Genomic DNA, 23,036 nt, shown 5'->3' with positions numbered 1-23,036 from the left:
GGGTGACCATCGCCCATAATACCCGGAAAGTGGCGGCGGCGAAACGCCACCAAAATGATCCCAACAGTAGAAATCAAAAACAGCCACCGGGGAGATTGTCAACAGTCTCCCCCGATGGCTCCCAAAATTTATATCTCAGGTAGAGTTTGATTTTCGTTAAAATGGCTCATTTCCATTTCGTACGTCACTTGCACCGGTTGTTCAGAGGAGCCGTTTAGTGAAGATCTAACGGCGTAATGTAAAGTAAAAGAACGAATGACGTTTTGATCCAAGTCAACTTCCACATCCACGACGGGGTTCTCTACGAGCTCAAATGGAAAGTCGTGGCTCTGGATGTCGACTTGCGGCAGACGTATCACCTCTTCTTGCGCTTTTTCCGTCGTCTCCATGTATTTATTTCGGTCAAGGGTCACCTGGAACACGTTGTCGTCTTCTGTCGGTTCGACTGAGAGTACGGTTTCTTTCATAGTGCGGAAGAGGTCCGCCGGGCTGTCTTTATACAAGATGCCCAACATGCGCAAATCTTGATTCGTCGTCGGTTTCCAGTTGTCCGATTCCGGCATTTTGTAAAACAGCTCATCGCCTAAATGTAGAATGTCACTCTCCGTTTTAAACCCGGGCAAGCGGACATCAGCGTGAAGGGCGTACCCTTTATCCGGGACGAAAGATCCGTCCAGGACTAACATGTCTTTAAGGGTATGTTGCGCAGTTTCCGCGTGGAGTGTTCCCTTAAAGTCATAAGCTTGACTGTACATGTTATCGATCAACAGTTCAATTCTCTCTTCGGGATTTACACTGCCGGATGAACAAGCGGCGAGAATCGACACGATCATACATGAACTGAAAACAAGAAGACCGTTTTTCCTCATATGTATGTGTCCCTCCCTGCACGGTGAGTATTATACCACAATATTTCTGGAAGCGCTATATAGGCGGAAAATTCATACATTTATTGCCCTTTCACAGACTGTCTGATAAAACACACACGCTTGGCACTTGTGCTGATCAAGCGATACGTTTGGCAGTTTACCTGACTTTTGATAAATTCGCAAGCGATGAAGTGTTCGCACGACCTGTTCATGAAGGGTTTCAGTGTCGTGTATTTCAAAGGTCCGGTTTCGATATTCAATGCGCCCAATCCGGATCGGCTTGTGAAAACGGTCTTTGGCCAATAGAAAGTAGCCGCCCAACTGTATGATATCGGCTTCATACGGTCTTTTGCGGTTGTACTCGATGTCAGTCGTCAACCGGAGCGTGATCACCAACTCCCCTTCGGGTATCTGTTCTATCAAGTCGGGAGCTCCTTGACATAACCACTTCTCGTTCTGGATCGGCTTCACTTTTGTCGATTTGCGGTAAAGGACGACATTCCGCTGGCGACGTTGCCACTAAACGTGCGTGAGGCCAAAAACGGTGGCAGATACGAGACAAAACGTGGCGGTGATCGCGAGCCAAGCCGGGCCACCTGTCAGCAAGTAGAAAAGTACTAATGAAAAACTGAGTGCGAACGAAGTCACAAACAGTAAGCCCTTGACCCGGGACGCTTCAGCATCCCGTGAAACCAGTGGATCGGCTTTCGGGTGACGCTCATTGCGGCGCCTCTCCCACTCTTTTTGCCACAACAGTTTTCGATGTGTATCGTGTTCCCCACCTATCAATTGCAACAGCTCTTCGTCCGACATCTCTCTGTTCCGATAGATTTGCTCCTGCTCATATCGGTAAGGGCAGTCATGAAAAGTGGACAGGGAGGCAACGTCTACATAAAGTTTCGATTTTTCAACTGTCATTGCTCGCATCCTCCTGTTTCATCCCATTTTTTTATCGGACGATTGAGCTCATAAAAAAAGGGGCCTAAGCCCCAATTCAAATTTCCCCCCTTTGCCCGACGAGAAATTGTTTCTTAACATGTCTTTTCAAAAAACGTCATGGAGATTCCAGGGGTCAATTCTCTGTTCTCCGTTTCCCTGAATCCGAATCGTCTGTACAAATGTATTGCCGGCTTATTTTTCGTACCCGTGGCCACGGTGATCGTGTCGACGCCGTCTTCTGCCCTTTCAACAAATTGCAGCAGTGATGCGGCAATACCTTTGCGAAAATGATTTGGGTGTATACTGTTGAAGATTTCATTTCTTGATCATCTCTCCTTCTCCTCTACAGGACCGACTGCATCCACTTGGAAAAAGACTGGATGTCTTTAAAAATGTGATCCGGTTGCACCGAAAAACCGTCGCTCTGTGAAACCGACATCCAGTTGGCCCCGATCGTCCCGGTCCCGGCCCGCCTCCCCGCAAGAATGTCCCCGTTGCTGTCTCCAACGTACACTGCGTCAGTCGGTCGAACATCTAAACGATGGATCGCCATTAAGAGGCCTTCCGGGTCCGGCTTCGGCCTCACCACGTCGTCTCCGGTGATCGTGACGTCGAAAAATCGTGCCAATCCTAAATGTCGAAGCGAAATGTTCGCACTGTCCCGTCCCTTTCCCGTGACGATGCCAAGTGATAGCCCTTTTTCTTTTATCAGTCGGACAACCTTCTCAATGTCCGGGTTGTGCTCCACCATCTCCCGATGCTTGTCGTCATAGAGCTGTAGAAAGTCTCGAAAAGCCTGTTTCCTCTGTTTCGGTGGAATGTGCCTCTCAATTATCTCCTTTTCAGGGGGTCCAAACATCTGTAAGATTTCCCTGTCGCTGTGCGTTCGACCTGTGTACTTGGAAAACACTTTGCGAAAGGCATGGAAAATAAGGGGCAGTGTATCCGCAATGGTCCCGTCAAAATCAAACAGCACGGCTTTCATCAATTTCCCACTCCTCATTTTCGCCACCTGCTCTACGTTTTGGCAGCTCATCTTCCAATGACGTCCGCTCTTCCTCGATACTGATCCAACGACTTATCGTCACTGTTACCTGATACACTTCGATTTTTCAGCTGAAATGTCGGTCCGATCCCAGTCCGACTGAACATCGCCACACTCATGGTGTGCCGCATGTCCACAAACGCGTTCACGTCACATCCTCATGGGCAGCTGCGGCATCGCCTCCCATTTGTTCTCTTTCATGAACTCCTTCTATTGTAACACTGTCTGCAGCGAGAATCTTTACGCCTGTATCGGTTTTCCCCGTCCCGTTATCCGGCACAATGATGCTGAAGTCATGATCTGCCCGTTTCCCGTCATTTTCTGTTACAATGGAGTGAGACAAGTTGCAGGAGTGGATAGCATGTTAAAAATCGGATCACACGTGTCTTTTTCCAAGAAAGGGTTGCTCAACGCCGCGCAAGAAGCGATCAGCTACGGATCGACATCGTTTATGATATACACCGGAGCGCCGCAGAACACGAAACGCAAGCCGATGGAAGAACAGTACGTCAAGGAAGGGCTTCAGTTGATGAAAGAAAACGGCATCGACGACATTGTCGTCCACGCGCCGTACATCATCAACCTCGGCTCTTACAAGAAGAGTACATTCAAATTGGCAGTGGACTTTTTGAAAAGTGAAATCGACCGCACCGAATACATCGGGGTCGACAACATCGTGCTCCATCCCGGCTCGTATACGGACAAAGATCCGGAGTACGGGGTGAAGCGCATTGCCGAAGGATTGAACGAGGTGTTGTCCGCTGACCAAAAGGTGAACATCGCGCTGGAGACGATGGCGGGAAAAGGATCGGAAGTGGGACGCAGTTTTGACGAGCTCGCCCGGATTATCGACAAGGTCGATCACAACGACAAGTTAACTGTCTGTTTTGATACGTGCCACGCCCACGACGCCGGTTATGACATCGTGAACGACTTCGACGGCGTCATGGAAGAATTCGACCGGATCATCGGGTTGGACCGTCTGGCAGTGCTGCACATCAACGACAGCAAAAACTTCCGCGGCGCGAGGAAAGACCGCCACGCCCCGGTTGGGTCCGGACTCATCGGTTTCGAGACGATTTACAACATTGTGCACCACGACGTAGCAAAAGGCAAACCGGTCATTTTGGAAACACCGTGGATTGGGAAAGAAAAAGCGACAAAGCGCCCGATGTACGAGGCGGAGATCGCCCTCCTCTCCGACAACGCGGAAAAACGCTTCGGCGAGCGTTTCTTAGATGATGTGGAAAAGTTGAAATCCTTCTTCAACAAACAGTCCATTCAGCCGCAGGAGTTTGTCGCCAAGACGTGGGAAGCACTCAAGGGCCAGAAACAAAAGAACGCTGACAAGCGCGAACCGATGGAACGGCTGTACGACCTCGTCGTCTCCGAACAGCTGTTCAAAGACTACACTGAAGAAGCAATCAACCACCGCTTGATTGCTGTCCTGGCGGAAAGAAAGTAAGCTGTTCCTTGCGATACAAGAAGGCCGTGTAACGTAGCGGGGGAGGGGAATTGTCTTAAGACATCCTCCTCCTGCTACCTGACGCACGCTCTGTTATCATGTGAGCTGTTTTCGGTTCACTCAAGCGATGTCGGCATTCCGAAACAACCGTTTGTGAACGATGTACCAAGCGGCCCCGATCAACAAGCTCATCCACGGCGTAATAGGAAGTACCGGGAGGTCATCCCTGAAGTTGAACAAAATGAATAAAAAGCCGACTAAGGGTAACACGTATAAGATCAGTAAGACGGGAACATAGCTGCGGAGTAATTTTTTGCCAAATGTTTCGAATGTCGACTTCCTCATCAAGTAGAACACCGCTTCCACTACAAATGCGGCAATAAACGGCAATGCCAAAAATTCCACCGAAAGACCTTGGCGAACGTGGGGAACCTCGAAAAAGACGTTCAGTAGCGGCATGACCACTCCATCCAGCATGGCGTGGATAAAAAAGACAACGTACAGCATCGTGCTGAACATAAACACGTACCGTTTCAAACTGAACGGCCGCCGACCCAACGTCTCGACAATTTCCTCACAATAGGCTTTTGGGTCCGGACCGAACACGTCTTCCGCCCTTTTTCCCTCTTTTTGTGCCGCCAACAGATGGTCCAGCATCTCCAGCAACAGTTCTTCCGTTTTGATCGCCGGGATACGGCTCGTACGCAAATAGACTAACATGTCTTCGTAGTAAGCCTTGTTTTCTTTCGTCAGCTGCTGTCGCCTCTCATTGTTAAGAGCAACCATTTCTTTTTCCGTCATCGCTTATTCCTCCAATTTCCCCAGAATTTGATCAACTGACGCCTTCATTTCAAGCCAATTCTCCATAAACTCAGCTAGCGCCTTCCACCCCTTCGGTGTCAAACGGTAGTACTTCCGCTGCGGACCGCTCGGCGAATCGCGCATTGTCCCCTCGATCAACTTCTCCCTTTGCAAGCGCAATAAAACAGGGTAAATGCTTCCCTCGCTCACAAAGGTAAATCCGTTTTCCGCCAATTTCACACTCAGTTCGTAACCGTACACCTCTTGCTGCCCGATAATCGCTAAAATGCACCCTTCCAAAATGCCCTTCAACAGCTGACTGCGAGCTGACATGCTCCCACCTCTTGTGCTTTGACTATGTTGTTTTACAAGATACTTCTGCTTAATGGCAGCTATCTTGTAAAATAAGATAGCTGCCATCAGTGTATACCATTCAACTACCATTTGCAAGAATCTTGTTTAACGTGAGAGCGTCGGAAATTTACCGTTGCACACAATACATGAGACAGTGTCCAGTCTCGGTGCCGATCCTTTTTCGTACTCAGTCGGCGTGCAAGTCACGGCGAACAAACTTGTCCCGTATCCACTCCCCCTTGCCGTGATCGCGACTGTGAATGTCGACATGGTCGTCGTACACTTCAATGTACAAACTTTCTTCGTGGCGCATAATAGAGGAACTTCCCAACATGAGGAAACGGTCAGCGTAGACTTGATCCGTTTTACGCAGGCTGTAGTGGGTGTGGCCGGAGAAAAAAATCACTTCAGGATGCCGGTCGAGGATGCGCCGTAAAGCGCGGTGCTGAACGATTTGAGCTTCCCCTTCCGAACCCTCTACCGTATTCGGGAGCGGGTGGTGGGAAAAAACAAATGTCGGGTTGTGCGCTCCCAAAGGCCTTTCCTTCAATTTTTCCTCCAGCCAATTCAGTTGGGTGTCACTGAGGTAACCGTTCTTGCCGATAGAACGGTCGGCATCCCGGGATTTCTCACTGGCGAGAAAGACGAAGTGATACCCGTCCACCCACACATCGTGGTACGGCCGGTCGTACCCGGTAAACTTTTGAAACAGGCGCATCGCCTCCTCGCTGGACCACCCGTTAGGGAGGTGATCGAAATCCAGCTTCCCCTGTCGGTTGTATAGCATTTTATAAAAGTCGTGGTTTCCAGGAGTAAAATGGATGGAAGGGTGGGGGACGCTGTCTAGCAGCCGCTCTAAAACGCGGTAATGAGACGGAAAGCCGTTCGTCAGATCACCGTTGATGACGATCAGACGCATGTTTGGATTGATGCGTCTGTAATCTTCTAGTGCCTTCGTTAAGCGGCGGTGGACGTCCGTGTTGTGTACGTGGATGTGAATGTCACTCATGACAGCAAACGTCAGATTGGGAGCATCAAGTGTTGTCGCCTCTGCCAGTTCAACGAAAACAGACGTAAGGGCCAGATAACCTATCAGTACCTTGAACAGTAAGGAATGCTGTATGCGCCGCATGGTAGAACCCTTCTGTTTGAAGATTCAACTCTTAAGGTATCCAACACGCGACAAGGCCATCCTGTAGAATTTTGCCAGAGAGTCGTCACACCGGGTCTTGCTGCAAGACCCATTTTTCCAACGCCAGCCGGACGCCGTCTTCGTTGTTCGACAGGGTCACCACGTCCGCTGCCGCTTTTACGTCCTCTGGAGAGTTGTCCATGGCGATTCCCAGCCCCGCATACTGCAACATGTCCAAATCGTTGTAGTAGTTCCCAATCGCCACAACGCCTTTCGGCTTCACGTTCAGGTGGTTGGCCAACATGGCTAACGCTTTTCCTTTCGTCGTGCCCTCCTTCACGATGTCAATAAAGTATTCTCCACTGCGTACGATGTTCAACTCTTCCCCATATTGCGACTTTAAGACAGGGACCATTTTATCCAGGACTGCCGCTTCACCTGAAATAGTGAATTTTAACGGATCCTCAGGCGTTTGACGCAGATCCCCGATGGCCATCGGTTTGATCAAGTACCGGTTGTACTGCTCAGCCATTTTCTCGGTTAACGTCTCGACGTAAACGCCGCTTGCTGTCGTCACGTCACAGTGGACGTTGTACTCTTGCATGACCTCTCTCATCGCTGCTAAAAACGAACGGGGGATGGTATTCGTGTAGAGGGTTTGGTCCGTTGTCAGCTCCTTTACGGTCCCGCCGTTATCCGTGATCAAGTGGGTCGCAAAACTTTCATGTTCTAACAGCGGCTGGACTGACAACGCTGAACGCCCCGTGCAAATCGCAATATACTTCCCTTCTTGCTGAAGCTGCACGAGTAAATTCAACGTGGGCAGCGTAATGTCCTTTTCGTCCGTGAGAAGCGTACCGTCCAAATCCAATGCGATTAACTGGTAGGTCATGGTCTCTCTCCTTTGCATTTATCGCCAGTATAGCAACCTATGCGACAGCTCGCAAGGCTTGCGAAAACAACCAGCGCAGGTTTATAACGCTTCATATACAAGTTAAACCATCCGTGAGGTACTTAATCGGTTCCCTTCCCAATTGACAACGGCATAACCACATTTATCGCATCTAAACACTTTTGACGGATAGGCATCTTCTGATTATGGTTATAAGGAATACAAAATGGGGAGGTGAAAACATCAATAGTGAAAAGTCTGCCACCGCGACGATTGAAAAACAGACGAGAGGCGATTATTCCTTCCGTAAGCCGGTTAAAGATGACGGTGCCGACGTATGGACTTTGATCAAAAACTCCAGTGTACTCGACCTCAACTCTCCATACAGCTACCTCATGTGGTGTGAGTATTTCGCCGACACGTCCGTTGTCATCGAACAGCGTGGACATATCGTCGGTTTCGTCTCAGGCTTTATTCAGCCTGCAGCTCCGGACACGCTGTTTATCTGGCAGGTTGCCGTCGACGAGGCCGAGCGCGGTAAAGGTTTGGGCACGCGCATGTTACTCAACTTACTCGGGCGTTCCTCGTGCGAACACGTTCACTTTCTCGAAGCAACCGTCTCCCCTTCGAACATTCCGTCACAAAATTTGTTCCAAGGATTAGCGAAAAAACTGAATACCGTTTGTGAGGTGAGGGAGTGTTTTTCCACTGAAGATTTTCCAGAAAATGGGCACGAAGACGAGCTGATTTACCGCGTTGGGCCATTTTTTACTTAAATTAAACTGGAAGGATTGATCTTGAGTGGCAACCGTTACGTTAGACGACAAGATGAAAGTGTTTGATGAACTGGAGTCTGCCGTTCGCAGCTACAGCCGAAACTGGCCGACCGTGTTTGAAAAGTCCAAAGGCTACAAGTTGTGGGATGAAGACGGCAACGAGTATATCGATTTCTTCTCCGGTGCTGGCGCCCTAAACTACGGACACAACCACGACAAGATGCAAGAGAAAATCATCGACTACATTCAACAAAACGGCATCACCCACAGTTTGGACATGGGGACGACGGCCAGAAAAACGTTTCTCCAACGCTTTCACGACGTCATTCTGAAACCTCGGAATCTCGACTACAAAGTGATGTTTCCCGGACCGACCGGAACGAATGCAGTCGAGAGCGCGCTCAAAATCGCCCGCAAGGTGACGGGTCGCGAAACAGTGATCAGCTTCACCAACGCTTTTCACGGCATGACCATCGGTTCACTGTCTGTAACAGGCAACGCCTTCAAACGGCATGGAGCCGGTATCCCCCTGCATCATAGCGTCTCGATGCCGTTTGATGGCTACATGGAGGGACACGATTCAATCTCGTATTTAGAGATGTTCCTAGAGGACAAAGGGAGCGGCGTCGCACTCCCCGCCGCCATCATTCTCGAAACGGTGCAGGGTGAAGGGGGTGTGAACACAGCCAGTTTTGAATGGCTGAAAAAAGTTGAGGAGATTTGTCGACGTTGGGGCATTCTGCTCATCGTCGACGATGTTCAGGCAGGATGCGGCCGGACGGGAACTTTTTTCAGTTTTGAACCGGCCGGGCTTCAACCGGACGTCGTTTGCCTGTCTAAGTCCATCGGCGGAATCGGATTGCCCATGGCCTTGACGTTGATTAAACCGGAATACGATCAGTGGGGCCCGGGCGAGCACAACGGGACATTCCGCGGAAACAACCTGGCCTTCGTCGCCGCAACGGAAGCCTTGTCTTTCTGGAAAGACGACTCGTTTTCGATCTCCGTGCGAGAAAAAGGCGAAAAGGTTCGGGCTACGTTGGAAGTGCTGGTCGAGAAATACCCTGAGTTGCAAGGAGAAGCACGCGGCAGAGGTCTGATGCAAGGAATTGCGTGCGGTCCAGAAGGGCTGGCCAGTCAAATTTGTCGCGACGCTTTTGAGTCCGGCCTGATTATCGAAACGTCGGGCCCAGAAGATGAGGTAGTGAAACTCCTTCCTCCACTCACTATTGACGAAGAAGGACTGACGCTCGGCCTCAACATTCTGGAAAAAAGCATACAACACGTGTTACACCATTAACTTATGGTTACGAAGGGAGCTTAACTATGATTGTGAAATCGCTCGATGACATTGTCGGGACAGAGAACGAGACATCCGATAAAAATTGGACGAGTCGCCGTTTCTTGCTCAAGAAGGACAACATGGGATTTACCTTGAATGACACTATCATTTACGCCGGAACCGAAACGTTCATTTGGTACAAACACCACCTTGAAGCCGTCTACTGTATCGAAGGAGAAGGGGAAGTGGAAACACTGAAAGACGGCAAAGTGTATCCGATCAAAGCCGGTACCATGTACGCCCTTGACGGAAACGAGAAACACTACTTGCGGGCTAAAACCGACATGCGCATGGTGTGCGTCTTCAACCCGCCCCTCACAGGACAGGAGGTCCACAACGAAGAAGGGTACTACCCCCTTGAGACGGAGTAATCCGCTTCGCCCGTTTCGATTGAAACGGGCGATTTTCGTTGAAAATATCGGAAAGAGTATTCGTTATGAATCAGGTCGTTCCCGTCGACTAGAGGAGCTGTGCGTCAAATTCAACGTGTCCAAAATGGCTTTCTTCTGTTCAGCCACACGGTAATCTCCTCTGGAACGCAGTCGTCCTCGTTCGACCGCAACGTCGCGAAACAGTTCTCCCGGCTGGCCGCGCAATACGAGCAACCGATCGCACAAATAGAGAGCCTCGTCGATATCGTGTGTGACGAGCAGCATCGTGGATCGGCATTCGTTCCAGACATCGAGCAGTAAATCTTGCAGCCGCATTTTGGTCAATGCGTCAAGGGCGCTAAACGGCTCGTCCAACAACAGGATCTCGGGAGAAGTGACGAGGGCCCGGGCAATCGCCACTCGTTGTGCCATTCCGCCCGACAGTTCTTTCTGATAATGCTCTTCAAATCCTGTCAAGTTTACGAGATCTATCAGTCGCTGGGCTTTATTGTATTTTTCTTGTTTACTCCCTTTCAACCCGAAGCAGACATTGTCGACAACTGTCAGCCAGGGCATGAGGCGCGGTTCCTGAAAAATGACTCCCGTTTCTTCACCCACACCGTTCACCACGTGTCCGTCAATCTTGACGACACCGTCGTATCCCGTATCCAGACCGGCGATAACGCGGAGGAGCGTGCTCTTCCCACATCCACTCATCCCCAGAATGCCGACAATTTCGCCTTTCTCCGCTGTAAAGCTGATATTTTTAACAGCGGTCTTCCCGTTGGCAAACGTGCGGGTCACTCGTTCGACACTCAACACATGTGCTACCCCCTCTACTTACCTTTTTGTGGCAAACCGTCTTGCCAGTGTAGCGCCTTCCTTTCCACTCCTTTTAACACGGCATCGGTACATTTGCCCAGAACAGCGAACAAGATCAAGCTGCTGATGATGAGTTGCGGGGCTGACGTGTTCTGTCCGAAGACGAGCAAGTAGCCCAGACCTTCACTGGCCCCCATCAGTTCGGCAGCGACGACGAACATCCATCCCAAGCCCAGTCCACTCCGCAATCCGACGAGAAAGGATGGCAGGGAAGCGGGCAAGACAATTCTCCTGATGTGTTCATACGCGCTAAAGCGGTACACTTGCCCCACTTCGATGAGTTTTCTGTCCACGTTCCGAATACCGCTGACAGTGTTCAAGTAGACGGGAAAGAACACGCCGACAGCAATCAGCGTAATTTTGGAAGATTACCCGATGCTGAACCATAAAATGAACAGCGGTACCCAGGCGATAGACGGGACGGAGCGAAGGGCTTGAATGGACGTGTCGAATAACTGTTCAACCGTTCGGTTCACCCCGACGAGCGCACCGAACACGACTCCGGCCGCCGTCCCAATGACAAACCCGATCAAGACCCGGTACAGAGTAATGCCGACATGGCTCCACAAACTGCCGTCCTGTACCATCTCGAGAATGGTCACAGCGACAGTTGCAGGTGCCGGAAGCAATTTGTCGGCAACGAGCCCTGCTCGGCTCAAGACTTCCCACAAAATGACGACGAGGAGCGGAACGATGCTTCTGATCAGAAAAGGTGGAACGCAAAAGCTCGCGCCACTCCCCTTTTTGCCAAACCTTTCTTGAGACGGAAAACGATACGGCTTTGAAAGTTCTCTTTCTTGTAATCGGGCCACGATTCGCCAACTCCTTTTTTCTCCTGGCATTACTGAACGACTTTTTCGGTAAACGATGGCTGTATGAGCTCATGGGAAAGGGAGTCGATATCGACATCGGCACCAATGATTCCTTCGCTTTGCAACACTTCTGCGGCAGCTTTTATCGCTTCACGGTGCACAGCTCCTGGAACGGGATCGGAGAAATCGTTGCGCCCCATTTCGATTTCGGCCACGTCTTTATTTAACTGCGCTGAATCGGCCAAAATGCGTGTCGCGTCAGCCGGATGGTCTAACGTCCACTTTCTCGCCTTCTCATACAGTTCGATCACTTTTTCTACGTATTGGGGATACTTTTCTTTAAATTCTGAACGCACACTGAGAAAGCCGTATGTATTGAATTCGGGGTTGCGATAAAACAAGTGCGCCCCTTCTTCCAGTTCCAGTTGAGCCATGTGCGGGTCCAATCCTGCCCAGGCATCGACTTCTCCTTTTGACAGTGCCGTGGCGCCATCGGGATGCTGGAGGGGCACCACTTCCACGTCTTCCGCTGATAGTCCTTCCTCGTTTAATGCCCGCAGCAAAAAGATGTACGGATCCGTGCCAATAGTGGCCGCCACCTTCTTCCCTTTCAAATCGTCCACGTGTTGAATGTCAGAATCGGCATTCGTGACGAGGGCGGTCCATTCCGGTTTAGAATAGATGTAGACAGTCTCAATCGGTGTCCCGTTTGATTTGGCGATGAGTGCAGCCGCTCCCGCCGACGAACCGAAGTCTACGCTGTTGCTGTTTAAAAATTCCAATGCCTTGTTACTTCCGAGACTGAGTACAAACTCGACGTCAATCCCTTCCTCAGCAAACACCTCCTCTGCCCAGCCTTTTTCTTTTAACACGAGACTTACCGGGGAGTAATAAGCGTAATCCAAGCGAATTTTGTCCGGTTTGTCCGCTCCTTCACCTTCCGCCTCGTCCCCCACCGAACGTTGACAGCCGACGAAAAACACTGTAACCGCCGTGACGAACAACGCCACTCTCACGAAAACGTACCGCACTTTTTTCTTCACTCCTCTTGTTTTTACAGTGAGATGTCACCTTCCCCCACAGCAAAAAATCCCCCCATAAGAAGAGGGATGGCATGCCTCCTCTTATCTCTCAGGAAACGTTCCTGCAGGAGTTGGCACCTTGCCAATCGAAAAGATCGACAGGTTGCCGGGCTTCATCGGGCCAGTCCCTCCGCCGCTCTCGATAAGAGTGATATTTGTAACGAAAAAACCTTCTTCCTAGATAAGAAGAAGGCAGTCAATCACGTTCCTCCTCCTTATCTTTCAAGACCGCTGTCTTGCAGGAGTTGGCACCTTGCCAATCGAAAAGATCAGCAGGTTGCCGGGCTTCATCGGGCCAGTCCCTCCACCACTCTGGATAAGAAGCGAAATTGAATGTCAATTTAAAATTGAGTTTATTTTACCCCACTGCATTTGTTTCGTCAACAGGCAATGTCATACCCCGACGTGTTGCATAAATAGTCGTGTCTAGCTCTCCCGTCACCCTGCCGGTCAGCACCCCGGCCGTCATACTTCCGCTGACGTTGACAGCCGTACGTCCCATGTCAATGAGCGGTTCGATGGAGATGAGCAATCCCGCCAGAGCAACTGGGAGGTTCATCGCGGATAACACGATGAGCGCGGCAAAGGTAGCTCCTCCGCCGACACCGGCAACGCCGAACGAACCCAACGCGACCACGGCGACTAACGTCAGAAGGAAAGAAGGACTGAGAGGGTTGATACCGACAGTCGGCGCGATCATGACCGCGAGCATAGCCGGGTAAATGCCAGCACACCCGTTCTGTCCGATGGTGAGACCGAACGACCCAGCGAAATTCGCCGTACCTTCGGGTACACCCAGGTCTTGGTGTTGAGCCCGCACGTTAAGCGGCAACGTCGCCGCACTGGAGCGGGAAGTGAAGGCAAACGTCAAGACCGGCAGCACCTTTTTGACATATGTCAGCGGATTTAGACCGGACACGGCGATGAGGAGCAAGTGGACCGCAAACATGACCAGCAGTGCCGCATAAGACGCCACTACAAATTTACCTAATTGCCAGATGGCATGAAGATCGCTCGTCGCAGAAACCCGACTCATCAAGGCGAGGACACCGTACGGTGTCAAACGGATGACAAGCGTGACAACCCGCATGACAACAGCGTGTAACGCATCCGTCAGTTTCGCAAACATCTCCGCCTGTTCAGCATGTTTTCGCTTGACTCCCAAGTAGGAGATCCCTAGGAAACTTGCAAATATCACCACGGCAATCGTCGACGTCGGGCGAGCTCCGGTAAAATCCAAGAACGGGTTTCCCGGCAACAACGACACGATTCGCTGCGGCACCGTCATGCCTTCCAATTCGCCCATTCTTTCTTCCAGTTCTTCGCCGCGGATTGCTTCTTCTTCTCCGGCGTGTATTTCCGTCGCCTGCAAATCAAACACGAAGGCTGCACCGATTCCGAGAACGGCGGCAATCGCCGTCGTACCGATCAAAATGCCGATAATCACGCCGCCGATTTTGCCGATGTTGTGTGACAACTGAGATTTTGTAAACGCTGCGAGAATGGAAATAAAGACGAGGGGCATGACCAACATTTGCAGCAATGTGACGTACCCGTTTCCCACGATGTTAAACCAATCGACAGACTTTTCAACTACTTCTGAATCCGGGCCGTAAACAAATTGCAAGCTGAGGCCGAAGACAATGCCAATCCCCAGACCGGCAAACACACGTTTAGAAAAAGATAAATGATTTTTCTGCATGAAGAACAAGGCTAAAGCAAACAAGAGCAACAGTACCACATTGATCACAATCAAAACATTTGTCATCTTGATCCTCCTTCCAGCTTTCCGCAAAAGCATATTTCACTTATTCCGATATGTCAAGTATGAATTTGACATACGTGAAGTCCACTCATGCCACTTCAATTCCTTTGCGAACGGGAACCGGCCCCTTCTTCAAACTGCCTCAGTAAAAGTGTACAATGGAGCTAGCCCAATCATGAGACAAGGAGAGATTCACCGATGGATTACCGTATTGAACGCGACACGTTAGGAGAGATGAAAGTCCCGACCGATAAACTCTGGGGGGCGCAAACCCAGCGCAGTTACGAAAACTTCCCCATCGGCACTGAAAAAATGCCCATGGACGTCATTCGCGCTTTCGCCATGCTCAAAAAGGGGGCGGCACTAGCGAACCGGCGTTTGAACAACTTGGAACCGGAGAAGGCAGAGGCCATCGCTCAAGCCGCCGACGAAATTTTGGACGGAAAATGGGACGCGCACTTCCCCCTCGTCGTGTGGCAAACGGGGAGCGGCACCCAATCGAATATGAACGTCAACGAAGTGATCGCTACGAGAGCGAATCAAATTCTTGAAGCAAAGGGCAGTGAACTGCGCGTTCACCCGAACGACGACGTGAACCGTTCACAAAGTTCGAACGACACGTTTCCCACCGCCCTCCACGTCGCCGCTGTCATCGCCGTGGAAGACCAGCTCTTGCCCTCCGTTGACAAACTGAAACAAACATTTGCTAAACAAGTTGAAGACTTTCAAGATATCATTAAAACTGGCCGAACCCACTTGCAAGATGCAACACCTTTAACTTTGGGGCAAGAAATCAGCGGATGGCACAGGATGCTGGAAAAAGACGAAAACATGATCAAGGAGAGCGTTCAGTACATGAAGGAACTGGCCATCGGCGGAACAGCTGTCGGCACTGGACTGAATGCCCATCCGAAGTTCGGGGACTACGTCGCCGAAGAACTGAGCCGCATGACTGGAAAGGGGTTCACTTCAGCGAAAAACAAGTTCCACGCGCTCACGAGCCACGACGAAATCGTGCATGCCCACGGTGCCCTCAAAGCCCTCGCGGCCGACATGATGAAAATCGCAAACGACGTACGTTGGCTCGCCAGCGGACCGCGCTGCGGCATCGGCGAAATTACGATACCGGCCAACGAACCGGGCAGTTCAATCATGCCGGGGAAAGTGAATCCGACCCAGAGTGAAGCGGTGACGATGGTGGCCGTCCAAGTCATGGGGAACGACGCTGCCATCGGTTTCGCCGCCAGTCAGGGCAATTTCGAATTGAACGTGTTTAAACCGGTGATCATCTACAACTTCTTACAGTCGACGCGCCTCCTTGCCGACTCCATCGTGTCGTTCAACGACCGGGCTGCTGTCGGAATCGAACCGAACCGGGACGTCATCGACCACTATTTGAACCAGTCGCTCATGTTGGTGACGGCCTTGAACCCGCACATCGGCTATGAAAATGCGGCGAAGATTGCGAAACTCGCCTTTGCCGAAAACATCACACTGAAAGAAGCTGCCGTAAAGACTGGACTGTTGACGGCAGAAGAGTTCGATCGCCTCGTCCGTCCAGAAGACATGATTCAGCCGAACGTTAAATGACACTTCAAACACCTGAACCGAGCGGTTGCTCCGTTCAGGTGTTTTGATTTGTTTGTAAGTTTTGTTCACATTGTTTAGACTAAAGGTAGTAGCTATTCCTCAAGCATCACTTACAAGGAGTGGAATTCGATGGAACTCACGGTATACTTAGCGGGACAAATTCACGACGACTGGCGGGAGCGCGTCCGGAGATTAGCGAACGAAAGAAAGTTGCCCCTCACGTTCGTCAGTCCCCAGGAAGACCACGATCTGTCCGACAACATCGGGGAAAAGATCAAGGGAACACAACCGAACAACATTTTCAAAGACGAAGCCGCATCGGAATTCAACAACTTGCGCACGAGCATTCTCATGCAAAAGGCGGATGTCGTCATCGCCCTGTTCGGAGACAAATACCGCCAGTGGAACACGGCCATGGATGCGTCCACAGCGCTGGCAACCGGGAAGCCGCTCATTCTCGTCCGCCATCCCGACTTGCACCATGCCCTGAAAGAGTTAGCCCAAAAAGCAGACGTCGTCGTGGATAACGTCGAACAAGCGTTGGATGCGTTAGCGTACGTATTGCGCTAATCCGAACGCAAAAAGTCCCCCATCACTTTTTTCACCTTGGGCACAACGTAGTGGCTCCCGCCGCGATCTTTTACGTCTTCCACCATCATCGCGATGAGGAGTGATGGGTCATCGGTATCCACGGCGACGAACCAGCCGTTTTCCGTTCCCGTCTCATCGTCTTGGCTTTCCTTTAATTCAGCGGTCCCCGTTTTCCCGGCGATGGTGACACCGGAAATTTTCGCCTCGCGGCCTGTCCCCTTCGGGTGTTCAACCACATCGATTAAATCGCTCAAGATGAGTTCGGCCGTCTCTTCGGAAATCACCTGCTCCTTCCAGACTTCTTGCGCCGGCTCACCTTCCGACTTCTCCAGTTGCGGCGCCAGCATATTTCCGCCATTGACAAGAGGGGTGTATGTCAGTGCCAGGTGCAGCGCACTCATCAGCACCTGTCCTTGACCGTATCCCGTGTCTGCCAGCTGAACCTCGCTTTGAATGCCGTCCTCTCCGGCCAACTGTGAGGCTTTAACCGGGTAGGCAAACGGGATCTTCTCCCCAATTCCGAACCCTTTGGCCCCTTCTAGGAAAGCTTCTTCCCCTATGTCAAGTGCCGTTTGGGCAAAGTAAATGTTGTCCGAATAGACAAAGGCGTCACGCAGGTTCACCGGTTTGCCGGGATCGGTGACGCGCCTGACTGTGTAGTTCCCCCAGGATGCATCCGCTTGCCACGACCTTCCTGAAATTTCCCGCTTCTCTTCCGGTCGAAGGGCGCCCGCCTCCAAACCGATGGCAGCCGTCACCGGTTTAAAAGCTGAACCGGGGGCAAACAACTGGGCAAAGCGATTAAGAAGCGGTTTTTTCGGGTCGCCTTCCCACTCCTCCCACTGTTCGCCTGACAGGCCGAGTACAAACGCGTTCGGATCGTATGCCGGGCTGTTCACCAGTGCCAGCACCTCACCTGTTTTCGGGTGAAGGGCGACAGCCGTGCCTGCGTCCCCTTTCATCTCGTTGTACAAGGATTCCTGTAGCACCATGTCGACTGTAAGCTGAATGTCCTCTCCATGTCTCGGTTCTTTCTCAGCGATGACCTCCTTTTCCTCACCGGCTTCACTTTCGATCGTAATGACCCCGCCGTCTTCCCCTCTGAGTCGCTCTTCAAACACCTGCTCTAATCCGCTTTTCCCTAAAACATCGTCCTTGCGGTACCCTTCTTCTTTTAATTCTTCCCACTCTTCTGCCGTGATCTCGCCCACATAGCCTGTCAAGTGGGCGGCAGCCTCACCGTACGGGTAAACGCGTGCCGGTACATCTTGTTTGGTCACGCCGGGAATCTCCATCAACGCCGCGATGCGCTCGACGTCACCTTGCGGCAATGTGGCGATCGGGACAAACAGATCCGGCTGCACCCAGTCAGCAGCCAATTTTTTGTCTATCTCTTCCACGGAAATCCCCAGTTCATCGGCCAGTTGTGATTTAGCTTCCGCGCCGTCATCTCCCAGCTGTCCGGGCACAATGCCGATGGCAACGGCTGTGCCGTTCACAGCGAGCCCACTGCCGTGTCGATCCGTGATTTCTCCCCGTTCCGCTTTGACCGTCTTGGCACGCACTTTATCGCCGGGTTCCATCTGCGGGAAGATCATGCGCTCATCCCATTTGACAAACCAACCCGACTCGTCTCCCTGCTCTTCCTGGATGAGTGTCCCTTCAAAGGAAAACGTGACCGGACCGGCCAACGTCTCCATAGAGAGTTCGAACGGAATGCGGACTTCTCCGTTTTCGTCCGGCTCCAAATCTTCCGGAGGATTCGTTTGGATCTTCAGGTTATGTACTTCGATACCGGCATAAATGTTTTCATAGCGTTCGACAAAATCATCCTTTGTGATAGCTTCCTTCGATTCAGTCGCCAGTCGCCCGTACATCGCGGCAAAGTCCTGCTCTTCCCAGTCCGCGACATACGCCTGAAAACTCTCTTCCGGTGTCGGCCCTTTGGAACAAGCGTTGAACAGCAGAAGCCCCGCCGCGACGATCGTGAAAAACGCACTGCGTCGTTTCAATGTTTTGGTCGTTGTTGACATTTTTTTGTCCTCCCCTCCCATGTACTATCATATGACCTGCCTGAAATGAAAACAACACTTTATCCCCTAACGTAATACTGCTAAAATTTTGTTCGAGGAGTGATGAAATATGAACAAAGTCCACAAAATCGCCGTCGTCGGTTACGGCAATATCGGAAAATACGCGGTACAAGCCCTCAACAGAGCTCCCGATATGGAATTGGCCGGCGTTGTGAGGCGCGCGCGTTCCGCCCGGGACGTCCCACCCGAACTCGCCGGAGTACCGATCGCAACTTCCATCGACGAGTTGGAAGGGGTCGAAGCGGCGATCCTCGCCACACCGACGCGTACCACCCCAGAGTACGCATCCGACATTTTGTCCAAAGGGATTCATACTGTCGACAGTTACGACATACACGGCGAACTCGCCGATGTCCGAAGGAAATTAGACGACATCGCCAAGAGACACGGCAGTGTCGCCATTGTTTCCGCCGGATGGGACCCCGGAACGGATTCCATGATCCGGAGCATGCTGGAGTTCATGGCTCCCGGCGGTGTCACGTATACGAATTTCGGGCCGGGGATGAGCATGGGACACTCTGTCGCCGTTAAAGCCATTGACGGTGTGAAAGACGCCCTCTCGATGACGATCCCGCTAGGTACAGGGGTTCACCGCCGCATGGTGTACGTGGAGTGTGAAGCTGGCGCTGACTTTGAAACGGTAAAAGAAAAAGTTTTAGCCGACCCTTACTTCGTCAACGACGAAACACACGTCATCCAAGTCGACGATGTGCAGCAGCTGGTTGATGTGGGACACGGCGTATCGATGGAGCGCAAAGGGGTTTCCGGTGCGACCCACAACCAGCTGTTCAACTTCGAGATGCGGATCAACAACCCTGCCTTAACGTCACAAGTCCTTGTGGCCGCGGCACGCGCAACGTTCAAGCAACAGCCCGGCGCCTACACGATGATTGAAGTGCCGATTATTGATTTCATGTACGGTGACCGGGAAGAATTGATCAAGCGATTAGTATGAGAACATGACAAAACATACTTCAGTTCCGCAGGCGCATAATGCCTGCGGTTTTTAATTTCAAACATTGGCTTGACAGCAGCCTTTCGTTTGTATATATTGAATATACACGGTAAATACAATATTATCACCTAATGGGGTTCCGCATGAATATCATTATTTCCAATACGTCGAAAGAACCGATATACAAACAAATTAAAAATCAAATCAAACAAAGCATCTTCAAAGGGGAACTGCAGGAAGGGGACGCCCTTCCCTCTATTCGTGCCCTGGCGAAAGACTTGCACATCAGTGTGATTACGACGAAACGGGCGTATGAAGATTTAGAGCAAGAGGGCTTTATCACGTCCGTCGTCGGCAAAGGATCGTTCGTCGCGGGGCAAAACAGCGATTTGATCCGCGAAAAACGGCTGAAGTGGATTGAGGACAAACTGACAGAAGTGGTGACAGAAAGCAAAACACTGGATATCAGCCTGGAAGAACTGAAAGACATGCTGGAACTGCTGTACAAGGAGGACCTATAATGGAAGACGCCGTAAAGTTGACACATGTGAGCAAATCATTCGACGGATTCAGTTTGGACCGTCTCTCCTTCTCCATAAAAAAAGGGTTTATTACCGGGTTCATCGGACCAAACGGCGCCGGAAAAACAACGACAATCAAACTGATCATGAATCTTATAAAGCCCGATTCAGGTTCTATAGACGTATTCGGGATGGACAACGTAAAGCACGAAAAAGAGATCAAGGAACGCATTGGCTTCGTTTATGCCGACAACCATTTTTACGATCACTTGAGTGTTGAATCGATGAAGAAGGTTATCGCCCCCTTTTACAAACGGTGGGACGAACACACTTTTCAACACTATGTAAAAAAATTCAACCTTCCGCCAAAACGCAAGATCAAACAACTGTCGCGAGGCATGAAAGTAAAGTTTGCCCTCGCCGTCGCACTGTCTCACAATGCCGACTTGATCGTCATGGACGAACCGACGTCCGGGCTCGACCCCGTATTCCGCAGTGAAATTCTCGATATATTGACTGAAGTCATTCAAGATGAGGAGAAAACGATCTTCTTCTCCACGCACATCACTTCAGATTTGGAGAGAATCGCCGATTACGTCACATATATTTACGACGGCCGGATCGTCTTCAGCGAGGAGAAAGACACCATTCTGGAGCAATACCTGATTGTGAAGGGAGCCAAAGAACTGCTGGATGCAGATACGCGGCGGGTGTTTGACGGGTTGCATGAAACGGGGGTCGGGTTTGAGGGGTTGACGCGTCATGCGGCACAGGCACGGTCGCTGTTTGGGGACGAAGTCGTCTTTGAGCGTCCTTCACTGGAAGAGATCATGGTGTTTACGGCAAGGAGCGGTCAACGTGCGTAGTTTGCTGAAGAAAGATTGGATGCTTTACCGGATATTTTTTATCGTCATTTTAGGGATGATGTTGTGGGGGCTCTGTCCGCCCTGTTAACCTTCGGTCCGGTTTCGCCGACTTTGTTCGCTATCCCGTTCTTGTGGTTGGCTCCCGTCAGCATGACACTGTTTGAATTCAAAAACGACAGCAATATGCTGATCAACAGCTTACCTGTGACGCGACGCCAAGTAGTCCTGTCCAAATACGTCATTTTGTCGTTGTTTTCAGTTGTGTCGGCCGCTATTTTAGCCGTGATCCACATTTTGTTGCAAAGTGTACTGTCTGTCGAATTTTTTCCGCCACCAATCGTTGCACTCATCTTGACTTATGCCGGGATTGGCGCGTTTCTTTCGATTTACTTGCCGCTCTACTTCCTGGCGGGGCCGCGGTTTATGCTGTTTGCCTCCTTGGCGATGTTTTTTGCAGGTTTTATTGGCTTGTCGAAAATTAGTCCGCACGCCATGGACGTCTTGAGCTACCTGTTGGATTTGTGGCAACAGTACACTGTTCTTCAGTGGTCGTTTGGCCTGTTCACAGTGACGACCTTGCTCTTACTTTTGTCGTGGTGGACAGCGACCCGAATTTACGAAACAAAAAACTTTTAGCAGGAGGTCCTGACATGGCCAGTTTACTACTCCAACGTTATTACAGCAATCGCTCCGGCTTATTCATTGCGGGTGCCGTTCTTTTCCTTTCTCCGACCTTTCTTTGGGACAACGAAACGGGACCTTTCACCCCTCTCGTGTTTGCGGTGATGATGACGTGGTTCTCTACGATCGGAATGGATATGACTGACTATAAAAACGACACTGACGTGCTTCTGAACAGCTTGCCAGTGACGCGGCGGCAAATTGTGACGTCCAAATACGCGTCCACTTTGTTTGTCGGAGCCGTGCTTATCGCAGTCGGAAAAGTGACGTCGTTATTCGTGGATACGAGGCATGACGGGCAACTGACAGATCTGTTTTTAGCCGCCATGGCGGTCGCTTTTTTCACGGCCGTTTACTTTCCTCTCTATTTCAAATTGGGAACGCCGTTTATCACGTTGGCATTTATCGTCTTGATGGCCTTCTGTTTTACGGTTTTCCCCATTCTTTTTTTTGCGGGGTTCACATACGATTTTTGGGGGTTGCCCATTTTATGGCAGCGGTACACCATTCCCGCAATCATTGGTTTATGCGGTATAACGATAGCAGCCGTTCTCATTTCTCGGTCTATTTCCATCCGTTTGTATGAACAAAAGGAATTTTAAACATCCTTATATTTCTTCCACTCTCGTCGATACAAAAAATGAGAAACGCGTTTTCGCAATCTAAACTTCACTCAATATGTCCACCCAAACGGCCCAGTCGACCGTCATACTGGAGAATTTCATCCAGACGCAGGTGACGAACGCCCCACATCCTTCGGCTGGACTTAGCGTGGATATAGACTTTAAGCCGTTCTTTTAATGCCCGAGAAGCCGCCCAGAAGGCGGGTGTGTTTTCGCCTCAAGTGTCCTTATTACTGCATCCCACCCGCCAGCTCCGCCGTCTTAATAAACCGCTCTTCACGTTCCACCAACCCGCACACCCCGCACTGGACGCGCAGCGTTTCCCCGCGATAGGGCAAGTGCAATGGATCACCGTCTGCCACGCGCGCTACAATTTCACCGCTTTGGGGGTCTTTCTTTACAGGGGACACGACTTGTTCGATCAAGTTGAACCGGGTGCGGTTCGTTCCACACGACGGACAACAGTACGGTCTCACCGATCCTTCCATTCCCTCTGCACCTCCTCTCGAATGCTGTGACTCCTGTCGTCTTGCCACAGCACCAATAGCCTTTGCTGTCGTGGACAAATACGCTCACCTCATATTATTCC

Annotated in this window: 30 protein-coding genes and 2 riboswitches; of the genes, 12 read left to right on the top strand and 18 right to left on the bottom strand. The window is 50.9% G+C overall.

The features are described from left to right. Positions 1 to 128: 128 nt before the first annotated feature. The 7 genes from B0W44_RS04385 to B0W44_RS18005 all read right to left on the bottom strand — a co-directional run bounded on the left by B0W44_RS04385 (position 129) and on the right by B0W44_RS18005 (position 3,196). Entirely contained in the window at positions 129 to 833 is a 705-nt protein-coding gene (locus tag B0W44_RS04385; protein WP_169835419.1) for a hypothetical protein, read from the bottom strand. A gap of 108 nt (positions 834 to 941) precedes the next feature. Continuing rightward, positions 942 to 1,340, bottom strand: coding sequence for a CRISPR-associated protein Cas4 (locus tag B0W44_RS04380; RefSeq protein ID WP_169835418.1), 399 nt, complete (start codon positions 1,338 to 1,340; stop codon positions 942 to 944). A 48-nt stretch (positions 1,341 to 1,388) separates the two neighbouring features. Beyond that, positions 1,389 to 1,787, bottom strand: a complete 399-nt coding sequence (locus tag B0W44_RS04375) for a hypothetical protein (protein ID WP_077718940.1) — start codon at positions 1,785 to 1,787, stop codon at positions 1,389 to 1,391. A gap of 113 nt (positions 1,788 to 1,900) precedes the next feature. Then, on the bottom strand, positions 1,901 to 2,110 hold the full coding sequence (locus tag B0W44_RS04370) for a GNAT family N-acetyltransferase (protein ID WP_228441639.1): 210 nt from the start codon (positions 2,108 to 2,110) through the stop codon (positions 1,901 to 1,903). Positions 2,111 to 2,151: 41 nt separating this feature from the next. Beyond that, positions 2,152 to 2,793, bottom strand: a complete 642-nt coding sequence (locus tag B0W44_RS04365; RefSeq protein WP_169835417.1) for an HAD family hydrolase — start codon at positions 2,791 to 2,793, stop codon at positions 2,152 to 2,154. Between the two features lie 47 nt (positions 2,794 to 2,840). After that, positions 2,841 to 3,002, bottom strand: a complete 162-nt coding sequence (locus tag B0W44_RS18010; protein ID WP_169835416.1) for a hypothetical protein — start codon at positions 3,000 to 3,002, stop codon at positions 2,841 to 2,843. Then, the gene (locus tag B0W44_RS18005) at positions 2,999 to 3,196 is read right to left on the bottom strand and encodes a hypothetical protein (RefSeq protein WP_077718937.1); all 198 of its coding nucleotides are present in this window, start codon (positions 3,194 to 3,196) and stop codon (positions 2,999 to 3,001) included. The genes B0W44_RS18010 and B0W44_RS18005 overlap by 4 nt, the downstream gene beginning before the upstream one ends. An 18-nt stretch (positions 3,197 to 3,214) precedes the next feature. Between B0W44_RS18005 and B0W44_RS04355 the strand changes: the two genes are divergently transcribed. Further along, the gene (locus B0W44_RS04355; protein ID WP_077718936.1) at positions 3,215 to 4,318 is read left to right on the top strand and encodes a deoxyribonuclease IV; all 1,104 of its coding nucleotides are present in this window, start codon (positions 3,215 to 3,217) and stop codon (positions 4,316 to 4,318) included. Between the two features lie 120 nt (positions 4,319 to 4,438). Here the strand turns inward: B0W44_RS04355 and B0W44_RS04350 are convergent, their stop codons facing one another. The 4 genes from B0W44_RS04350 to B0W44_RS04335 form a co-directional block, all read right to left on the bottom strand. Then, the gene (locus B0W44_RS04350) at positions 4,439 to 5,119 is read right to left on the bottom strand and encodes a DUF1129 family protein (RefSeq protein ID WP_077718935.1); all 681 of its coding nucleotides are present in this window, start codon (positions 5,117 to 5,119) and stop codon (positions 4,439 to 4,441) included. A 3-nt stretch (positions 5,120 to 5,122) separates the two neighbouring features. Beyond that, positions 5,123 to 5,452, bottom strand: coding sequence for a PadR family transcriptional regulator (locus B0W44_RS04345; RefSeq protein WP_077718934.1), 330 nt, complete (start codon positions 5,450 to 5,452; stop codon positions 5,123 to 5,125). 208 nt (positions 5,453 to 5,660) lie between these two features. Further along, positions 5,661 to 6,605 carry a metallophosphoesterase family protein gene (locus B0W44_RS04340; protein WP_077718933.1) on the bottom strand — a complete coding sequence of 315 codons (945 nt, stop codon included), beginning with the start codon at positions 6,603 to 6,605 and terminating at the stop codon, positions 5,661 to 5,663. Positions 6,606 to 6,690: 85 nt separating this feature from the next. Further along, the gene (locus tag B0W44_RS04335; RefSeq protein WP_169835415.1) at positions 6,691 to 7,497 is read right to left on the bottom strand and encodes a Cof-type HAD-IIB family hydrolase; all 807 of its coding nucleotides are present in this window, start codon (positions 7,495 to 7,497) and stop codon (positions 6,691 to 6,693) included. Positions 7,498 to 7,703: 206 nt separating this feature from the next. On the opposite strand from B0W44_RS04335, the gene ectA reads away from it, so the two are divergent. The 3 genes from ectA to B0W44_RS04320 are packed head-to-tail and all read left to right on the top strand — an operon-like array spanning position 7,704 to position 9,986. After that, the gene (ectA, locus tag B0W44_RS04330) at positions 7,704 to 8,273 is read left to right on the top strand and encodes a diaminobutyrate acetyltransferase (RefSeq protein ID WP_077718931.1); all 570 of its coding nucleotides are present in this window, start codon (positions 7,704 to 7,706) and stop codon (positions 8,271 to 8,273) included. 52 nt (positions 8,274 to 8,325) lie between these two features. Beyond that, positions 8,326 to 9,573 (top strand): diaminobutyrate--2-oxoglutarate transaminase, encoded by a 1,248-nt coding sequence (ectB, locus tag B0W44_RS04325; protein WP_077721253.1) that lies wholly within the window; start codon positions 8,326 to 8,328, stop codon positions 9,571 to 9,573. Positions 9,574 to 9,599: 26 nt separating this feature from the next. Beyond that, positions 9,600 to 9,986, top strand: coding sequence for an ectoine synthase (locus tag B0W44_RS04320; RefSeq protein WP_077718930.1), 387 nt, complete (start codon positions 9,600 to 9,602; stop codon positions 9,984 to 9,986). 63 nt (positions 9,987 to 10,049) lie between these two features. Here the strand turns inward: B0W44_RS04320 and B0W44_RS04315 are convergent, their stop codons facing one another. The 5 genes from B0W44_RS04315 to B0W44_RS04300 form a co-directional block, all read right to left on the bottom strand. Continuing rightward, positions 10,050 to 10,808 carry an ABC transporter ATP-binding protein gene (locus tag B0W44_RS04315; protein WP_077718929.1) on the bottom strand — a complete coding sequence of 253 codons (759 nt, stop codon included), beginning with the start codon at positions 10,806 to 10,808 and terminating at the stop codon, positions 10,050 to 10,052. A gap of 14 nt (positions 10,809 to 10,822) precedes the next feature. After that, on the bottom strand, positions 10,823 to 11,218 hold the full coding sequence (locus B0W44_RS19195; protein WP_418304087.1) for an ABC transporter permease: 396 nt from the start codon (positions 11,216 to 11,218) through the stop codon (positions 10,823 to 10,825). An 18-nt stretch (positions 11,219 to 11,236) separates the two neighbouring features. Next, on the bottom strand, positions 11,237 to 11,680 hold the full coding sequence (locus B0W44_RS19190) for an ABC transporter permease (protein WP_418304069.1): 444 nt from the start codon (positions 11,678 to 11,680) through the stop codon (positions 11,237 to 11,239). Positions 11,681 to 11,709: 29 nt separating this feature from the next. After that, entirely contained in the window at positions 11,710 to 12,711 is a 1,002-nt protein-coding gene (locus B0W44_RS04305) for an aliphatic sulfonate ABC transporter substrate-binding protein (protein WP_418304068.1), read from the bottom strand. Between the two features lie 90 nt (positions 12,712 to 12,801). After that, positions 12,802 to 12,911, bottom strand: a riboswitch (SAM riboswitch). A 63-nt stretch (positions 12,912 to 12,974) separates the two neighbouring features. Further along, positions 12,975 to 13,085, bottom strand: a riboswitch (SAM riboswitch). Between the two features lie 35 nt (positions 13,086 to 13,120). Further along, complete coding sequence (locus B0W44_RS04300) at positions 13,121 to 14,530, bottom strand: L-cystine transporter (RefSeq protein WP_077718928.1); 1,410 nt, start codon at positions 14,528 to 14,530, stop codon at positions 13,121 to 13,123. Between the two features lie 195 nt (positions 14,531 to 14,725). Between B0W44_RS04300 and fumC the strand changes: the two genes are divergently transcribed. Next, positions 14,726 to 16,117, top strand: a complete 1,392-nt coding sequence (gene fumC / locus B0W44_RS04295) for a class II fumarate hydratase (protein WP_077718927.1) — start codon at positions 14,726 to 14,728, stop codon at positions 16,115 to 16,117. A 129-nt stretch (positions 16,118 to 16,246) separates the two neighbouring features. Continuing rightward, entirely contained in the window at positions 16,247 to 16,687 is a 441-nt protein-coding gene (locus B0W44_RS04290) for a YtoQ family protein (RefSeq protein WP_077718926.1), read from the top strand. Here the strand turns inward: B0W44_RS04290 and B0W44_RS04285 are convergent. Continuing rightward, the gene (locus tag B0W44_RS04285) at positions 16,684 to 18,741 is read right to left on the bottom strand and encodes a penicillin-binding transpeptidase domain-containing protein (protein WP_077718925.1); all 2,058 of its coding nucleotides are present in this window, start codon (positions 18,739 to 18,741) and stop codon (positions 16,684 to 16,686) included. The two genes, B0W44_RS04290 and B0W44_RS04285, sit on opposite strands and share 4 nt — an antisense overlap. 109 nt (positions 18,742 to 18,850) lie before the next feature. Between B0W44_RS04285 and B0W44_RS04280 the strand changes: the two genes are divergently transcribed. From B0W44_RS04280 to B0W44_RS18865, 6 genes are all read left to right on the top strand, one after another. After that, positions 18,851 to 19,756, top strand: coding sequence for a diaminopimelate dehydrogenase (locus B0W44_RS04280; RefSeq protein ID WP_077718924.1), 906 nt, complete (start codon positions 18,851 to 18,853; stop codon positions 19,754 to 19,756). Positions 19,757 to 19,899: 143 nt separating this feature from the next. Continuing rightward, positions 19,900 to 20,277, top strand: coding sequence for a GntR family transcriptional regulator (locus B0W44_RS04275; RefSeq protein ID WP_077718923.1), 378 nt, complete (start codon positions 19,900 to 19,902; stop codon positions 20,275 to 20,277). After that, a complete protein-coding gene (pmtA, locus tag B0W44_RS04270; RefSeq protein WP_077718922.1) occupies positions 20,277 to 21,143 on the top strand; it encodes a phenol-soluble modulin export ABC transporter ATP-binding protein PmtA in 867 nt (288 codons plus the stop codon). The genes B0W44_RS04275 and pmtA overlap by 1 nt, the downstream gene beginning before the upstream one ends. Before the next feature lie 63 nt (positions 21,144 to 21,206). Then, positions 21,207 to 21,779, top strand: coding sequence for an ABC-2 transporter permease (locus B0W44_RS04265; RefSeq protein WP_149026926.1), 573 nt, complete (start codon positions 21,207 to 21,209; stop codon positions 21,777 to 21,779). Between the two features lie 14 nt (positions 21,780 to 21,793). After that, the gene (locus tag B0W44_RS04260) at positions 21,794 to 22,426 is read left to right on the top strand and encodes an ABC-2 transporter permease (RefSeq protein ID WP_077718920.1); all 633 of its coding nucleotides are present in this window, start codon (positions 21,794 to 21,796) and stop codon (positions 22,424 to 22,426) included. 76 nt (positions 22,427 to 22,502) lie between these two features. Then, the gene (locus B0W44_RS18865) at positions 22,503 to 22,625 is read left to right on the top strand and encodes a hypothetical protein (protein WP_257788060.1); all 123 of its coding nucleotides are present in this window, start codon (positions 22,503 to 22,505) and stop codon (positions 22,623 to 22,625) included. A gap of 52 nt (positions 22,626 to 22,677) precedes the next feature. Here B0W44_RS18865 and B0W44_RS04255 read toward each other — a convergent pair whose 3' ends face one another. Then, positions 22,678 to 22,935 (bottom strand): DNA alkylation repair protein, encoded by a 258-nt coding sequence (locus B0W44_RS04255; protein WP_077718919.1) that lies wholly within the window; start codon positions 22,933 to 22,935, stop codon positions 22,678 to 22,680. Positions 22,936 to 23,036: the final 101 nt, after the last annotated feature.

Source organism: Novibacillus thermophilus (genome assembly GCF_002005165.1).
In the GTDB taxonomy this organism is placed as follows: domain Bacteria; phylum Bacillota; class Bacilli; order Thermoactinomycetales; family Novibacillaceae; genus Novibacillus; species Novibacillus thermophilus.
Note: the sequence above shows the minus strand (reverse complement) of the source record. Positions and strands in the feature narration are given on the sequence as shown.

Excerpts from the sequence above, each read along its gene's own strand:
- B0W44_RS04385 (WP_169835419.1), bottom strand. The coding sequence starts at position 833 with ATGATCGTGTCGATTCTCGCCGCTTGTTCATCCGGCAGTGTAAATCCC.
- B0W44_RS04375 (WP_077718940.1), bottom strand. The coding sequence starts at position 1,787 with ATGACAGTTGAAAAATCGAAACTTTATGTAGACGTTGCCTCCCTGTCC.
- B0W44_RS04365 (WP_169835417.1), bottom strand. The coding sequence starts at position 2,793 with ATGAAAGCCGTGCTGTTTGATTTTGACGGGACCATTGCGGATACACTG.
- B0W44_RS04355 (WP_077718936.1), top strand. The coding sequence starts at position 3,215 with ATGTTAAAAATCGGATCACACGTGTCTTTTTCCAAGAAAGGGTTGCTC.
- B0W44_RS04350 (WP_077718935.1), bottom strand. The coding sequence starts at position 5,119 with ATGACGGAAAAAGAAATGGTTGCTCTTAACAATGAGAGGCGACAGCAG.
- B0W44_RS04345 (WP_077718934.1), bottom strand. The coding sequence starts at position 5,452 with ATGTCAGCTCGCAGTCAGCTGTTGAAGGGCATTTTGGAAGGGTGCATT.
- B0W44_RS04340 (WP_077718933.1), bottom strand. The coding sequence starts at position 6,605 with ATGCGGCGCATACAGCATTCCTTACTGTTCAAGGTACTGATAGGTTAT.
- B0W44_RS04335 (WP_169835415.1), bottom strand. The coding sequence starts at position 7,497 with ATGACCTACCAGTTAATCGCATTGGATTTGGACGGTACGCTTCTCACG.
- ectA (WP_077718931.1), top strand. The coding sequence starts at position 7,704 with ATGGTTATAAGGAATACAAAATGGGGAGGTGAAAACATCAATAGTGAA.
- ectB (WP_077721253.1), top strand. The coding sequence starts at position 8,326 with ATGAAAGTGTTTGATGAACTGGAGTCTGCCGTTCGCAGCTACAGCCGA.
- B0W44_RS04320 (WP_077718930.1), top strand. The coding sequence starts at position 9,600 with ATGATTGTGAAATCGCTCGATGACATTGTCGGGACAGAGAACGAGACA.
- B0W44_RS04300 (WP_077718928.1), bottom strand. The coding sequence starts at position 14,530 with ATGACAAATGTTTTGATTGTGATCAATGTGGTACTGTTGCTCTTGTTT.
- fumC (WP_077718927.1), top strand. The coding sequence starts at position 14,726 with ATGGATTACCGTATTGAACGCGACACGTTAGGAGAGATGAAAGTCCCG.
- B0W44_RS04290 (WP_077718926.1), top strand. The coding sequence starts at position 16,247 with ATGGAACTCACGGTATACTTAGCGGGACAAATTCACGACGACTGGCGG.
- B0W44_RS04285 (WP_077718925.1), bottom strand. The coding sequence starts at position 18,741 with ATGTCAACAACGACCAAAACATTGAAACGACGCAGTGCGTTTTTCACG.
- B0W44_RS04280 (WP_077718924.1), top strand. The coding sequence starts at position 18,851 with ATGAACAAAGTCCACAAAATCGCCGTCGTCGGTTACGGCAATATCGGA.
- B0W44_RS04275 (WP_077718923.1), top strand. The coding sequence starts at position 19,900 with ATGAATATCATTATTTCCAATACGTCGAAAGAACCGATATACAAACAA.
- pmtA (WP_077718922.1), top strand. The coding sequence starts at position 20,277 with ATGGAAGACGCCGTAAAGTTGACACATGTGAGCAAATCATTCGACGGA.
- B0W44_RS04260 (WP_077718920.1), top strand. The coding sequence starts at position 21,794 with ATGGCCAGTTTACTACTCCAACGTTATTACAGCAATCGCTCCGGCTTA.
- B0W44_RS18865 (WP_257788060.1), top strand. The coding sequence starts at position 22,503 with ATGTCCACCCAAACGGCCCAGTCGACCGTCATACTGGAGAATTTCATC.
- B0W44_RS04255 (WP_077718919.1), bottom strand. The coding sequence starts at position 22,935 with ATGGAAGGATCGGTGAGACCGTACTGTTGTCCGTCGTGTGGAACGAAC.